We start from the raw sequence: 13,524 nt of genomic DNA on the forward strand, positions 1-13,524 counted from the left end.
GCATAAACGGTTAGCTCGCTTCGGATGCGCCCGGCTACCGTGCCGTTGTGATCTACGAGCACCCGCTGGCATATCTGCTCGGCCTCGAGGGTGTCGCGTTGCTGCGTGCGTTCACCGGGGAGTTCGACCGGCAGTTCGTCGAGGCGCGGCTGGCCGAGATACGCGAGTTGCTCGACGACGAGTCGTTGAACGGGCACGGCGTTCTGGTCGACCGCGTCGACACGGTCGACGGATATCGCGTGTGGTCGACGACCTATGACGAGCCGCGCAACGGGCTGTTCGATTTCGAGGAGCCTCTCGTACACGAGATCCTCGACGGGCGGCCGGCGGGCGTCGCCGTCGACGCCGCCTGCGGCACCGGCAGATATGCGGAGTACCTGGCGGCACGCGGTCATCAGGTCATCGGTGTGGACAGCTCACCCGACATGCTCGCCCGAGCGCGTACTCGCGTACCGCAGGCCGATTTCCGCTCGGGCGATCTCCAGGATCTGCCGCTCTCCGACGATTCGGCCGACATCATCGTTTGCGGCCTCGCGTTGAATCACGTTCCGGCGCTCGAACCCGTGATGACGGAGTTCGCACGGGTCCTGCGTCCCGGCGGGCATCTGGTGATCTCGGACGGCCACCAGGAATCGGTGGCTCTGGGCTCGATCCCCTCCGTCGTCGGGCCGGGCGGCCGTCCCGCACGCGTGTCGACCTACCGCCATCTCGTCGGTGACTATCTGCGTGCGGCCCTGCCGGTCGGTCTGCAGGTGCGACGCTGCGAGGAGCCCCGACTGCCGGCAAGCCCTCCACGATCTGCCACGAGCGACGGGGTGGGACCGTGGGAGCGCTGGCCCTGGAGCCTCGCCGCGCTGGTGCCCGACGCGGCGCACGCCGTCAACGCCGGACGGCCTGTGACGATCGTCTGGCATTTCCAACTGGCTGGGTAGCACCGCGGTCAGGCCGCTGCGGTCCATCCGTCGAGACGGGCCGCGGCAGCGGGGAACAGCGCCGCGGCGTTGCGGCCGACGGCCTCGCGCTGCTGCCGGGTGAGGCCGTCGAACTCCAGCAGCGCCTGCTTGTTGGCCTCGATGGTCTCCTCGGTGCTGCACGGCACCCCGGAGTCGGAGCCGTACACGATGTGGTCCGGCGTGGTCATGACGAGCGCCGGAGCGAGGGAGGAAGCGAACCCGGTGGCTGCGGTGTCGAGATACAGCCGCCGCAGCTGGGTACGCATCTCCTCGGCCGTCAGCGCGTTCGGGTTGGGCACCCACGGCTCGGCGCCCAGCAGCCCGAGCCGCCCCGTCATCGCGGGCAGCGTGCCGCCGCCACCGCAGTGCGCGACGATCAGCCTCATGTCGGGGTACTTCCGGAAGAGACCGGCGTAGACCATGTCCACGATCGTCCGCGTCGTCTCGAAGCCCACCTCGATCAACGGAGCCGGACGGCCCTGGGTCCCTGCCGCGTAGGCGTCCGGGTGCGCGAAGACCGTGGCGCCGCGGCGATCGAGCTCCGCCCACATCGGATCGAGGCTCGGGTCGCCGAGGTACACGCCGTTGCGCCGGCAGGTCACCGCGAACCCGTCCGCGTGCAGCTCGTCGGCGCGGTCGAGCTCGGCCATCGTCGCCGCCGGGTCGTCGGTGGGCAGCGCTGCGAGCAACCCGAACCGCTGTGGATATCGCTGCACCAGTTCGGCGCCGTAGTCGTTCGACGCACGCAACGCCTCCGTTCCGGCGGGCTGGTTGCTCAGCAGCTGCATCCCGATGCCGGTGCGGTCCATGTGGTCGAGGGTCTTCTCGACGGTCCAGTGGTACGGCTCCGGCACCATGAAGCACGCCTCTCGCATCGCCTGCCGGCTTGCCTCCCGTTGTTGCGCGGTGCTCGGCGGGCTGTAGTGGGCGTGCACGTCGATCCAGCTCCCAGTCATGGCTCCAGCCTGCCCCACCGAGACGCGGCCACCGGAGAACCGCGCGGCCGAGGTTGCGACGTCTGACGCGCGTTGCCGGGGATCGAGGTCGGTTCATCCGGATCGTGCCGCGCTGGCAGTGGCAGCTGGCACACCGGGTTCCGGCCAGCCGGTAATGGAAGATGGCCGGAGGCCATCACGACATCCGCTCGGTCGGGCGGCACCCTTACCCGCACGGCTTGCGCCACTTCGGAAGCACCTGTGGCGCGGCGGCCGATGTGATGACAGCAAGCCAATCGCTCGAACGACTCCTGTTGGTGCCGCTCGGGACCACCGCGATGGCACCACGATCGTGTCCGGTCTGCAGGTGGTCGTGCCTGACTTGTCGACGCTGACCTGAGGCGGTGGGTGGTGGACGTGTTGCTTGGCCGACGCCGTGAGCGTGAAGCGCTCGATCGACTGCTCGCCGCCGTACGGGCGGGTAAGAGCCAGGTCCTCGTCCTGCGCGGCGATCCGGGCGTCGGCAAGTCGGCACTGCTGGACTACGTGGCCGGGCAGGCGCCGGGGTTCCGCGTGGCCAGGACCGCGGGTGTCCCCGCCGAGATGGAGTTGGAGTTCTCCGGGCTCCATCAGCTGTGCGCCCCGATGGTGGACCGGCTCGAACGCCTGCCCGATCCCCAGCGCGACGCGTTGCGCACGGCGTTCGGGTTGCAGAAGGGGGAGGCGCCGAGTCGCTTCCTGGTCGGCCTGGCCGTACTCGGCCTGTTGGCCACGGTGGCCGACGAACAGCCGCTCGTCTGGGTGGTGGATGACGCGCAGTGGCTCGACAAGGCATCGGCGCAGACGTTGACGTTCGTCGCTCGGCGGTTGGGGGCCGAGTCGGTCGGGTTGGTCTTCGCGTCGCGCAAACACGAGAAGGACGAGGCGACGGGGCTGCCGGAGCTGGTGGTCACGGGCTTGGCGCACGACGATGCGCGAGCACTACTGGGCCAGGTGTTGCTCGGACCGGCGGACGAGCGAGTGGTCGACCGGATCGTCGCCGAAACCCGGGGCAACCCTCGGGCGCTTCTGGAGCTGCGGGAGGAACTGACACCCGCCGAGTTGACCGGCGGGTTCGGCCTGCCAGGCAGGACGACGGTCCCGAGGCAGGCCGGGGAGAGCCTCCAGCGGCAACTCGAGTCCTTACCGGGCGACACGCGGCGGCTGCTGCTGATCGCCGCGGCGGAACCGCTCGGTGACCCGGTGCTGGTGTGGCGGGCGGCTCATCGGCACGGAATCGGGATCGGGGCGGCCGCACCCGCGGCCGGGCTGGTCGAGATCGGCGCCCAGGTGCGGTTCCGGAATCCGACGATGCGCTCCACGATTCTGCGTGCAGCCTCCGTGGAGGAACAACGGAGCGCGCACCGGGCGTTGGCCGAGGCCATCGATCCCGAGGCGGATCCCCATCACCGCGCGTGGCATCGCGCCCAGGCGGCGCAGGGGTTCGACGAGAGCATTGCGGCGGAGCTCGAGCGCTCTGTGGAGCGCGCCCAGAAGCGCGGCGGACCGTCAGCAGCCGCCGTATTCCTGGAACAGGCCGCCCACCTGACCGTCGATCCGGCACGACGGGCCGAGCGCGTGCTGGCTGCAGCGCACGCCATGCACGAGGCCGGCTCACCCGACGCGGCGATGGAACTGCTGTCGACCGCGGCGGCAGGCCCGCTGGACCCGCTGCAGCATGCCCGCGTGGACCAGCTGTGCGCAGAGCTCGCCTTTGCGATGAATCGCGGTTCCGATGCAGCCCCGCTTCTTCTCAAGGCCGCCAAGCAACTCGAGCCGCTCGACCTGCGGCTGGCCCGTGAGACCTATCTGGACGCGCTCGCCGCGGCCATGCACGCCGGTCACCTGGCGTGCGGCGCCGATGTCCGGGAGGTGGCCGAAGCGGCGCGGGCGGTGCCCGCCGCACCGCAGCCCCCGCGCGCGACCGATCTCCTCCTCGACGGCCTGGCGGCGCGGTTCACCGACGGTTACACCGTGGGGACACCGCTGCTACGGCGGGCGTTGAGCGCCTTCCTCGGCCCCACCCTGTCCGACGAGGACGGTTTCCGCTGGCTCTGGCATGCCCATCTCGCCGCCGGAGACCTGGGCGACGACGCGGCCTGGGACCTGCTCGCCACCCGCCACGTCCAGTTCGCTCGCGACGCCGGCGCGCTCGGCAGGCTGCCCACGGCCCTGAACGAACGCATCAACGCGCACGTCCTCCTGGGTGATCTGACCGCGGCGGAATCGCTGCTGGAGGAGCTCCACGCGGCCACCGCGGCGACAGGGGAGCCGTCGTGGCCGCACAGCGCAGTGATGCTCGCTGCCTGGCGCGGCTGCGAGGACCACCTCGTCAAGCTGATCGCGGCGAGCGGCGCCGAGGTCCGGCGCCGGGGCGAGGGGATCGGGCTGACGATCGTCGGGTGGGCGCAGGCCGTGCTGTACAACGGCCTCGGTCGATACGAGGACGCGCTGGCGCCGGCCACCCAGATCTGCGACGCGCTCCCGCAGGAGATGAGCATGCTCGCCCGCGGAACGCTGGCCGAACTCATCGAGGCGGCCACCCACAGCGGCGAGACAGGACTCGCCGCCACGGCCTTCGAGCGGCTCTCCCTGCTGGCCCGCGCGAACGACACCGACTGGGCGCGGGGCCTCGAGGCCCGCTCACGCGCCTTGCTGAGCGACGGCCAAGCCGCCGAGGACGCGTACCGCGAAGCGATCGATCGCCTCGGCCGCACCCGCCTGCGTGGGGAGCTCGCGCGCGCCCATCTGTTGTACGGCGAGTGGCTGCGCCGTGAGCGTCGCCGCCTCGACGCGCGCGAGCAGCTCCGTACCGCCCACGAGATGTTCGGCGCGATGAGGATGGACGCGTTCGCCCAGCGGACGGCCGGCGAGTTGCTGGCCACCGGCGAGACCGCCCGCAGACGCTGCACCGAGCCCACCAAGGAACTCACCGCGCGGGAGGCCCAGATCGTTCGCCTGGTTCGCGAAGGCCTCACGAACCCTGAGATCGGGATTCGGCTGTTCATCAGCCCGCGGACCGTCGAATGGCATCTGAGCAGGCTCTTCAGCAAGCTCGACATCACCTCACGCAACCAGATCTGAACACGGCCCGGCGCGTGGCGAGGGGTTGACGCGCAGCCATCGTTGCCACTGAGCGTGAACTCGTGATGTCGGGGTAGCTGACGCGGATCGCGGCCTCGTCCTGCCACCCGCTTGCTATATGGAGCATCCTCCGTTTATCGTGCGGCGGCTACCGGAGGTGACTCCGGTAGCCGCGGACGGTAGCAGGTGGCTGTCGGCCGTTCCGTTGCGCTGTCGCGTCCGCAGGAGGGTCGTCCACGTCATGCAGTACCGCACGCTGGGAAGCACCGGAGTCCATGTCAGCTCGCTGTGCTTGGGCGCGATGATGTTCGGAAAGTGGGGGAACCCCGACCATCACGATTCGATCACCGTCATCCGCACCGCGCTCGACGCGGGCGTCAACATCATCGACACGGCCGACGTGTATTCGGGCGGTGAGTCCGAGGTCATCGTGGGGAAGGCGATCGCCGGACGGCGCGACGAGGTCATCCTGGCGACCAAGGTGTCGAGCCCGATGGGCCCCGGCCTCAACGAACGCGGAGCCTCGCGGCGCTGGATCGTCCGGGCATGCGAGGAGAGTCTGCGCCGCCTGGACACCGATCACATCGACCTCTACCAGGTGCACCGACCCGATTCCGCCACCGACCTCGACGAGACCCTGGGTGCGCTGTCCGACCTCGTCCGCACAGGCAAGATTCGCTACGCGGGCTCATCGACATTCTCCCCCTCGACGATCGTGCGGGCGCAATGGACCGCCGAGCGACGGCAACGTGAGCGTTTCGTCTGCGAACAGCCTCCGTACTCCCTGCTGACCCGGGGCGTCGAAGCCGACGTGCTGCCCACCTGCGAGACATACGGCATGGGCGTACTTGCCTGGAGCCCGCTGGCCGGGGGCTGGCTGTCCGGACGCTGGCGTCGGGACGCGGCCGACCCGTCCAGCCACCGCACGCGGACGATGCCCTTCCGCACCACGTCCGCTCACTACGACTTGGACGTCCCGGGCAACCAGGCCAAGCTCGACGCCGCCACTGAACTGGCCGGCATCGCCGACGAAGCCGGCCTGACACTGATTCAGTTGGCGCTGGCGTTCGTCACCACCCACCCCGCAGTCTCTGCGGCGATCATCGGCCCCCGCACCGCCGAGCACCTGCACGGCCAGTTGAGTGCTGCGGACATCGTTCTGGAAGCCGCCCTGCTCGACCGCATCGACCACGTCGTGGCACCCGGCGTCGACCTCAATCCCGACGACGCGGGCTACGGCGCCGCCGTCCTTGCCGATCCGAAGCGTCGACGTCGTGCTGTCTGCTAGGACAGGAGCGGCCCGGTCGGACCCACCTCCGCAGGGCGATGTTGCTGAACGCGCACTCAGATGATGAGTTCCCCGGATGCGGTCAGCGATTCGGTTCGGTGCGCGGAGGACGCCTGTCGAGATCGGAGGTGGCGAGCGCGGCACCTACCTGGTTGGCGAGTGCGATCGCGACGCGGAGTTGCTCCAGCGTCGGCCGGACGATCCGGGTAGCGGCGGTGAGCAGGAATCTGCCATGGACGACGCCACCGCTCTGCACCACGAGCGCGATCTCGGAGTCGGTCGGCAGCCCGAGACGACCGACGTCGAAAGGGCGGCCGTTGTACGTCATGGTCCCGTCGTTGTTGAGGGTCGCGAGGATGGCGTCGCTGCCGGGATCGAAGCGGCAACGGTCGATGCCGAGGACGCCGACGATCTGTTCGCACACGTGGTCGAGCAAGGAGTCCGTGGACGAGCGGCCGGCGCCGACTGCCGCGGAGGTGCTCAGCACGCCGTCGAGGTAGCCCTGCTCGCTGCTCGCACGCGCCTGCTGGCGCCGTCCCCAGAGGGCTATCTCGGTCACGGCGCCGCCCACGAGCATGAGCAGCACCGCCGTCTCGATGTCCGCGCGATCGATGATGCTGAAGTGGTTGTACGGCTCGGTGAAGAAGAAGTCGAACCAGGCCGCGCTCGACAACGCGGCGACGAGGCCCGCCGCGCGGATGCCGGTGGCGGCACCCGCGACGATGAGCAGTACCAGCACGAGCGCGATATTGGTGTTCGCGAAGTTGTCCCGGAGCGGGCTCAGCGCCGCGCAGGCAACCAGGGGTGCCACGGCAGCAGCGCCGACAACGAGCGGCCGATGAGCTTGCAGGATCGGTTCCACCTGCACAGCCCCATCAAACCCCATGTCCCGGGCATCGACCATTCGGATCTCGTCAAGGCCGATGTCGAGCACGCGATGGCACTCCGATGGGAGAATTGTCCGGTGGTCCCGGTCCGACCCACCGCCGGGTACCTGCCTCACCGTTGGGAGCCGCGTCATGCCGGTGGTCGACAACGCCATCTACATCGACGGCCGCCGAGAGGTGCAGCCGGGCTCGATGGACCGCACCTTCTCGGAGTTGCGAGCCTGCCCGGGCGACGGCCACAGCTTCTGCTGGATCGGGCTGCTGCACCCGGATCCCGACGAGATCCACGCGGTGGCGCAGGAGTTCAACCTGCACAGACTGGCCGTCGAAGACACGATCACGGCGCACCAGAGACCGAAGCTGGAACGCTACGACGACATCCTGTTCGTCGTACTGCGCCCGGTCCGCTACGTCGACTCCGCCGAGGCGATCGAGATCGGTGAGCTGCATCTGTTCCTCGGGCCGGATTTCGTGATCACCGTCCGGCATGCCGAAGAACCCGACCTGCGCCCGGTGCGCCACCGTCTCGAACAGGACCCCAACTTGCTCCGGAGCGGGCCTTTCGCGGTTCTCTACGCGGTGTTCGACAAGGTCGTCGACGATTACGGTCCGGTGCTCGATGGCCTGCAAACGGATATCGACGAGATCGAGGTGCAGGTATTCGACGGCGATCCCACCGCATCGAGACGGATCTATCACCTGACCCGCGAGGTGATCACGTTCCAGCGCGCCGTCGAGCCGTTACCTGCACTCTGCTCCGAGTTACGCGAGCATCTGAAGGCCCAGGCCGGGGAGTCCGACCTGGAGCTGCGCCGGGCGCTGCGCGATGTGGCCGACCACAGCACCCGCGCGGTCGAACGCGCACAGAGCTTCCGCGAACTGCTCGTCGACGTCATGGCGGTCAACGCAGCTCTGGTAGCCCAGCGGCAGAGCGCCGAGCTCACCGCGCTGACCGAGGCCAGCTACGGTCAGAGCGGGCAGGTCAAACGGATCTCCTCGTGGGCGGCCATCCTGTTCGCACCCAGCCTGATCGCCACGATCTACGGCATGAACTTCACCCACATGCCCCAGCTGCACTGGACGCTCGGCTACCCGCTGGCCCTGCTCGTGATGCTGCTGCTCGCGTTCGGGCTCTACGTGCTGTTCAAGAAGAGCGGCTGGATCTGACCCGTATCGACGGCCGGCGTCCTGTCGTGGTGGTGACGAACCGGTCGTGCGGCGCCCGTCCGCTTCGAGGGTCAGCGTGCGGGGCACCGTCACGATGCCGTGCCGCAGGTGATCGCGCCAGATCGGTGCCCGGTGACCGGGTGGTAGCCGTCGACGACGGTGAGGGCGTCGATCGGGTCGCCCGTGGACCGGGCGCGTGTGGGGCCGATGCGCTCTCCGGGGCGGACGGACGTGTCGAGTACCCACGTCATGACATCGCCGTTGCCGTCGCCGGTCACGAGCGTGCGTGCGTTGCCGGGATACCAGGCCATCGCCGTGATCAGGCCGCGGTGGCCGTCGCCGAGCACGGCTTCGCGGCCGGTGGGTCCGTGCCCGGAGAAGTCCCAGAACGCGACGGCGTCGCCGCCGTCGCACGCCATCCAGCGGCCGCTGGACTCGAATGCGAGCCGGGAGACGGTCGTGGGGAAGCCGCTCATCCGGAAGTCGTCGCCGCCCGGGACCTTCCAGCCGTGCAGTGTGGCGTCCTGGCTGCCGCCCACGACCCAGCGTCCGTTGGGGGCGACGGCGATCCCGGCGATCGATCCCGGTGCGAGGAGATGCTCGATCAGCCGGTCGGAGTCGGGTTCGAAGATGGTGACGCCTCGGTAGGCGGCCGCGGTGATGCGGCGGCCGTCGCGTCGGAGAAACGCCAGACCGGCCACAGTGGACGTCAATGGGGTCGAGGTCCAGCGGGGTGCGCCGTCGCGGTCGAGGACGCGCACCTGCTTGCCGTCGCCCACGGCGAGCAGGTCGGAACGGGCGGACCAGGCCAGGGCCGAGCTCCACTGAGTGGGGTGCTCGGCGAGGAGACGGCCGTCGGCGAGGTCCCAGACCGCGACCCGCTCGCCGCCGCCTGCGGCGAGACGTGTGCCGTCCGGGCTGGCGGCCAGGCCGAGCAGGAAGTCGTCGAGATGCAGCCGGAGCAGGACGCTGCTCGAGAGGTCGACGACGACGATCGTGCCTTCCGAGCCTCCGGCCGCGAGCCCGCCGGGCAAGGGCACGCAGTGGATCACCGGCTCGCCCAGATCGACGGTCCAGCGTGTGTCCGCGGTCGCGGTCGTCATCCGGCCACCCCGACCGATGCGGCGGTCAGGCAGGAGCGGAACCCGGCGGTCAGCTCCTCGCGGTCGAGGTTGCGGCCGATGAACACGATCCGGTTGCGCCGGGACTCCCCGTCGCGCCACGGCTCGCCGAGCTCGCCGTCATGGAGCATGTGTACGCCCTGGAAGACGTAGCGGCGGTCGGTGTCGGCGAGGCAGAGCACGCCCTTGCTCCGGTAGAGGTCCTGTCCGCGAGTGGCCAGCAGCGCGCCCAGCCAGGTGTTGAGTGCGCCCGGGTCGATGGTGCCGTCGGCCTCGATCCCGACGCTCGTCACCGACTCGTCGTGCTGGTGCTCGGAGTCGGGGTCGAGGAACTCCGGCTCGCCGGCCAGGATCGCGTCGAGGTCGAACGCGTGAACGTCGAGGACGTCGGCGAGGTCGACGTCGCCGCGCACGGCGGGTAGCACCATGACCGGCGCGTTGATCGCGCGGATCCGGCGGGTCACCTCGGCGGCCTGCGCGGCCTCGACGAGATCGATCTTGTTGAGCACGATCCGGTCGGCGAACGCGATCTGCTCGACGGCCTCGTTCTCCACCCCGTCGGGTTTGACCTCGTCCAGGTGACCGAGGACGTGCTTGGCGTCGACGACTGTGACGATCGCGTCGAGGCGCAGTTCGGCGCGCAGGGCGTCGTCCATGAAGAAGGTCTGCGCGACCGGCGCGGGGTCGGCCAGCCCGGTGGTCTCGATGAGGATCGCGTCGAACCGGTCCTTGCGCCGCAGCAGGGCACCGAGAATGCGGATGAGGTCGCCGCGCACGGTGCAGCAGATGCAGCCGTTGTTCATCTCGAACACCTCCTCCTCGGCGTCGAGTACCAGCGCGTCGTCCACCCCCACCTCGCCGAACTCGTTCTCGATCACGGCGATGCGGCGGCCGTGCTGTTCCGTGAGGATCCGGTTGAGCAGCGTGGTCTTGCCCGAGCCGAGGAAGCCGGTCAGGACGGTCACGGGGATGCGCTGATCAGTCATGGGTGAATCCCTGCGGGTTGTGGGTGAGCAGGTCGGTGACGACCCCGTCGTCGATCTGGACCAGCGGGCGGTGGATCGTCCAGCGCCGCCGGGGTGGCGCGAGCACGGCGATCACGGTCTCCACCGGTGGGCAGCCGGGCTCGCGACAGGCGAGTGGAAACACGGTGACCGGCGCATCCGCCGGTAGCTGCAGCAGGACGCGCACCAGATCGGCGATCTCTGTGGCGCGGCGCCCGCGGCCCGGGTCACGAGGCGCGCCGCCGAGGTTGAGAGGCAGCGAGGGGAAGGTCACGCCACGAGTCAACCGTTACTGAATATGATTTTCAAATAGGGAGGCGCGCATGTATCCGCAGCGCGCTAGCCGGGGGTCTGGCTGACCTGGTCGAGGGTGACGAGCTCCGTGAGCGCGATCGTCAACGCGCGGCCTGGCTCTCCGCGACGGCGGCGAGTTGCTTGGTGACCGAGCCCCAGCCTTCGAGGAAGCCGAGTTCTTCGTGGCGAGTGCGGGCGGCGGGATCGCCGTGCCGGACGAGGACCCGGTAGTCCGTGCCGTCCGGGTGATCGGTCAGCGTGATCTCGGCCGTCATGGGGACCGGCGCGGGATTCGTGGGACGCCAGGTGCTGTCGATCGCGTTCGTGAACACGATCCGCTCGAGTTCGTCGACGACGAGGAAGCTCGCGTCGATGTGGGGGACGAACTCCGCCCCGTCGTCGCTCAGTCGCGTCACGAACCCGCCGCCGGGCCGGACATCCAGGTGGTCGACGCGGCACAGGGTCGGAGCCGGGACCCACCACTTCTCGAGCCGGGACGGATCGGTCCACGCGCTCCACACAACGGCGCGTGGGGCGCGGATGATCCGCTCCATGGTCAGGTCGAGTTCTGGGTTCATTGCTGCTCCTGGTCGGGGTCGGTGACGAGCCGTTCGAGTCGGTCGGTGCGCTCTTCCCAGATCCGGTGCTGCTCCGCGAGCCAGTCGTCGACGAGAGCGAGACGGTCGCGGTTGAGCACGCAGGTGCGCACGCGGCCGAGCTTGACCGTGCTGATCAGGCCGTTCGCCTCGAGCGTCCGCACATGCTTCATGAAGGAGGGGAGGGTCATCGGGAACTCGCGCGCGAGATCGCTCACGCTCGTCGGGCCGCGGCCGAGGCGGCGGATGACGCCGCGCCGGGTCGGGTCGGCGAGGGCGACGAAGACGCCGTCGACCTCCGCCGAATACTGTGCCACGCGGCTAAGTGTGGCCCGGCCAAACACTTAGCGCAAGGGCACAGTATTGGGTCGTCCCGACGGTCGTCCGGCGCCGGCACGGTGCGTCACGCGCACGGCCTCGTCGTCATACAGACGTGTCGGCGGACGCGTGCTTGGCCACCACCTTGCCGTCGACGAGCGTGAACTCGAGTCCCTCGACCGGGCCGGAGAGTGCCGCCTTGACATGCCGGCTCACCTCGTCCGACAGCACCTCGGTCTGTCCGTTCTCGGCCGCGACCAGCACGGCATGGGCCAGTTCGCGAGGATCGTTCTTCACGACGTCGAGGTTCGCGGTCATGTCCGTCTCGGTGTAGCCGAGGTGGACGCCGACGACCTGGGTCCCTTGTGGGGCCAGGTCGATGCGCAAGGAGTTGGTCGCTGACCACAACGCGGCCTTGGTCACGCCGTAGGGGCCCGCTCCGGCGATCCAGGACATCGCGGAGTGGATGTTGATCAATATTCCGCCACCGTTGGCGGCGAGGGTGGGCGCGAGAGCCTGGGTGACCCGCAGTACGCCGAAGAGGTTGGTCTCGAACAGATCCTTGAGCTCGTCCACCTCGGTGCTGATGAGTCGCTTCCGCAGTGTCGCGCCGGCGTTGTTGACGAGGATGGACACATCGCGGACCTGGTCGGCGAGTGCGGCCACCGAGGACGGGTCGGTCACCTCGAGGGCGAGCGGTACCACCCGTGGGTCGGCGCTGGGCGCTGGCCTGCGCGCCGTCGCGTACACCGTGGCGGCGCCCAGATCGATCGCAGCCTCGACGAATGATTTGCCGAGGCCACGTTGCCCGCCGGTGACGAGGACGGTCGATCCGCTGATGGATGTCATCACTTGTCCTTCGTGGTTCCGTGAGGAAGAGATCTCAGTTCTTGTTGGTGCGGCCGCCGTCGATGGGCAACGTGGTGCCGGTGACGTAGCGGCCCTCGTCGGACACGAGGTAGAGCACCGCATTGCTGACGTCGCGCGAGTCGAGGACGTCGATCGGCATCGGAGTGGTGAATCCCGCCGATATCTGCGGGTTCGCTTCGAGAAAGGCCGTCATCGACGCGGCGGTGAGCATGGGGGTCTTGACCGCTGAGGGGTGCACGGAGTTCACCCGGATCGAATGTGGAGCGAGGATGTTCGCGTAGGAGCGCATGAGGCCCACCACGCCGTGTTTGGACGCGACGTACCCCAGCGCGGCGCGCGACGGCCCGAGTACACCGCGCAGCCCCGCGGTCGAACTGGTCAGGACTATCGACCCACCCGCCCCACGGTCGATCATCGACGGCACCACGATCTCCATCGTGTTGAAGACACCGGTGAGGTTGATGTCGATCGTGTCCTGCCAGGCGTCGTAGGCCTCGTCCACCGCGAACAACGCCACGCCGGCGTTCGCGATCACGATGTCGACGGGGCCGATCTCGCCGACCCCGGCCTCGAACGCCTTCCGCAGCGCACAGTCATCCCGAACGTCCGCTTCGAAGGCGGCGACGCGCCGGCCGAGGGCCCTGATCTCGCGTGCCGTGTCCGCCAGGTCCAGCGGGGAAGCCAGGTTGTACCGCGCGGAGGTGAGCGGCCTGCACATGTCGAGGGCGATGATGTCCGCACCTTCCTCGGCCAGCCGCAGCGCGTGACTGCGGCCTTGGCCACGCGCAGCACCGGTGATGAAGGCGACCTTGCCGTCTACTCTTCCCACGCTCTGCTCCGTTCTGTGGCATGTGGATCCCGACCGGGGCAGCCATCTCGACGGCCGGTTGGTCGCGAGGTCCGGCGACGGGGCCACCGCCGTTCGGTCACCTCGTCGGGCCGGCATCTCAACCGTGCGATGGCGACGC

At 69.2% G+C, this 13,524-nt stretch carries 13 protein-coding genes; 4 read left to right on the top strand and 9 right to left on the bottom strand.

Annotation, left to right across the window (positions count from 1 at the left end; all coding sequences use genetic code 11):
- Window positions 1-47 precede the first annotated feature (47 nt).
- The gene (locus ACQPZQ_RS18980) at window positions 48-932 is read left to right on the top strand and encodes a class I SAM-dependent methyltransferase (protein WP_433297582.1); all 885 of its coding nucleotides are present in this window, start codon (window positions 48-50) and stop codon (window positions 930-932) included.
- A gap of 8 nt (window positions 933-940) precedes the next feature.
- Here ACQPZQ_RS18980 and ACQPZQ_RS18985 read toward each other — a convergent pair whose 3' ends face one another.
- Window positions 941-1,909 carry an amidohydrolase family protein gene (locus ACQPZQ_RS18985; RefSeq protein WP_433297584.1) on the bottom strand — a complete coding sequence of 323 codons (969 nt, stop codon included), beginning with the start codon at window positions 1,907-1,909 and terminating at the stop codon, window positions 941-943.
- A gap of 390 nt (window positions 1,910-2,299) precedes the next feature.
- Here ACQPZQ_RS18985 and ACQPZQ_RS18990 point away from each other — a divergent pair, with 390 nt between their 5' ends.
- Window positions 2,300-5,011 carry a helix-turn-helix transcriptional regulator gene (locus ACQPZQ_RS18990; RefSeq protein ID WP_433297586.1) on the top strand — a complete coding sequence of 904 codons (2,712 nt, stop codon included), beginning with the start codon at window positions 2,300-2,302 and terminating at the stop codon, window positions 5,009-5,011.
- A 241-nt stretch (window positions 5,012-5,252) separates the two neighbouring features.
- Window positions 5,253-6,299, top strand: a complete 1,047-nt coding sequence (locus tag ACQPZQ_RS18995) for an aldo/keto reductase (protein ID WP_433297588.1) — start codon at window positions 5,253-5,255, stop codon at window positions 6,297-6,299.
- 82 nt (window positions 6,300-6,381) lie between these two features.
- Here ACQPZQ_RS18995 and ACQPZQ_RS19000 read toward each other — a convergent pair whose 3' ends face one another.
- On the bottom strand, window positions 6,382-7,110 hold the full coding sequence (locus tag ACQPZQ_RS19000; protein WP_433297590.1) for a DUF4118 domain-containing protein: 729 nt from the start codon (window positions 7,108-7,110) through the stop codon (window positions 6,382-6,384).
- 208 nt (window positions 7,111-7,318) lie between these two features.
- Between ACQPZQ_RS19000 and ACQPZQ_RS19005 the strand changes: the two genes are divergently transcribed.
- Complete coding sequence (locus ACQPZQ_RS19005; protein ID WP_433297592.1) at window positions 7,319-8,353, top strand: magnesium and cobalt transport protein CorA; 1,035 nt, start codon at window positions 7,319-7,321, stop codon at window positions 8,351-8,353.
- An 89-nt stretch (window positions 8,354-8,442) separates the two neighbouring features.
- Here the strand turns inward: ACQPZQ_RS19005 and ACQPZQ_RS19010 are convergent, their stop codons facing one another.
- From ACQPZQ_RS19010 to ACQPZQ_RS19040, 7 genes are all read right to left on the bottom strand, one after another.
- On the bottom strand, window positions 8,443-9,456 hold the full coding sequence (locus ACQPZQ_RS19010; protein ID WP_433297594.1) for a WD40 repeat domain-containing protein: 1,014 nt from the start codon (window positions 9,454-9,456) through the stop codon (window positions 8,443-8,445).
- Complete coding sequence (locus ACQPZQ_RS19015; protein WP_433297597.1) at window positions 9,453-10,460, bottom strand: CobW family GTP-binding protein; 1,008 nt, start codon at window positions 10,458-10,460, stop codon at window positions 9,453-9,455. Before ACQPZQ_RS19015 ends, ACQPZQ_RS19010 begins: the two co-directional genes overlap by 4 nt.
- A complete protein-coding gene (locus tag ACQPZQ_RS19020) occupies window positions 10,453-10,752 on the bottom strand; it encodes a hypothetical protein (protein WP_433297599.1) in 300 nt (99 codons plus the stop codon). The genes ACQPZQ_RS19015 and ACQPZQ_RS19020 overlap by 8 nt, the downstream gene beginning before the upstream one ends.
- A 121-nt stretch (window positions 10,753-10,873) precedes the next feature.
- Window positions 10,874-11,350, bottom strand: a complete 477-nt coding sequence (locus ACQPZQ_RS19025; protein WP_433297601.1) for an SRPBCC domain-containing protein — start codon at window positions 11,348-11,350, stop codon at window positions 10,874-10,876.
- The gene (locus tag ACQPZQ_RS19030; RefSeq protein ID WP_433297603.1) at window positions 11,347-11,685 is read right to left on the bottom strand and encodes an ArsR/SmtB family transcription factor; all 339 of its coding nucleotides are present in this window, start codon (window positions 11,683-11,685) and stop codon (window positions 11,347-11,349) included. The genes ACQPZQ_RS19025 and ACQPZQ_RS19030 overlap by 4 nt, the downstream gene beginning before the upstream one ends.
- Before the next feature lie 106 nt (window positions 11,686-11,791).
- Complete coding sequence (locus ACQPZQ_RS19035; protein ID WP_433297605.1) at window positions 11,792-12,535, bottom strand: SDR family oxidoreductase; 744 nt, start codon at window positions 12,533-12,535, stop codon at window positions 11,792-11,794.
- Between the two features lie 34 nt (window positions 12,536-12,569).
- The gene (locus ACQPZQ_RS19040) at window positions 12,570-13,385 is read right to left on the bottom strand and encodes a mycofactocin-coupled SDR family oxidoreductase (protein WP_433297607.1); all 816 of its coding nucleotides are present in this window, start codon (window positions 13,383-13,385) and stop codon (window positions 12,570-12,572) included.
- Window positions 13,386-13,524 lie beyond the last annotated feature (139 nt).

Source organism: Pseudonocardia sp. CA-142604 (genome assembly GCF_050948475.1).
Classification (GTDB): domain Bacteria; phylum Actinomycetota; class Actinomycetes; order Mycobacteriales; family Pseudonocardiaceae; genus Pseudonocardia; species Pseudonocardia alaniniphila.

What these genes read in the sequence shown, in the direction of transcription:
- ACQPZQ_RS19035 (WP_433297605.1), bottom strand. Translation starts at nt 12,535, where the DNA reads ATGACATCCATCAGCGGATCGACCGTCCTCGTCACCGGCGGGCAACGT.
- ACQPZQ_RS19025 (WP_433297601.1), bottom strand. Translation starts at nt 11,350, where the DNA reads ATGAACCCAGAACTCGACCTGACCATGGAGCGGATCATCCGCGCCCCA.
- ACQPZQ_RS18985 (WP_433297584.1), bottom strand. Translation starts at nt 1,909, where the DNA reads ATGACTGGGAGCTGGATCGACGTGCACGCCCACTACAGCCCGCCGAGC.
- ACQPZQ_RS19010 (WP_433297594.1), bottom strand. Translation starts at nt 9,456, where the DNA reads ATGACGACCGCGACCGCGGACACACGCTGGACCGTCGATCTGGGCGAG.
- ACQPZQ_RS19015 (WP_433297597.1), bottom strand. Translation starts at nt 10,460, where the DNA reads ATGACTGATCAGCGCATCCCCGTGACCGTCCTGACCGGCTTCCTCGGC.
- ACQPZQ_RS18995 (WP_433297588.1), top strand. Translation starts at nt 5,253, where the DNA reads ATGCAGTACCGCACGCTGGGAAGCACCGGAGTCCATGTCAGCTCGCTG.
- ACQPZQ_RS19005 (WP_433297592.1), top strand. Translation starts at nt 7,319, where the DNA reads ATGCCGGTGGTCGACAACGCCATCTACATCGACGGCCGCCGAGAGGTG.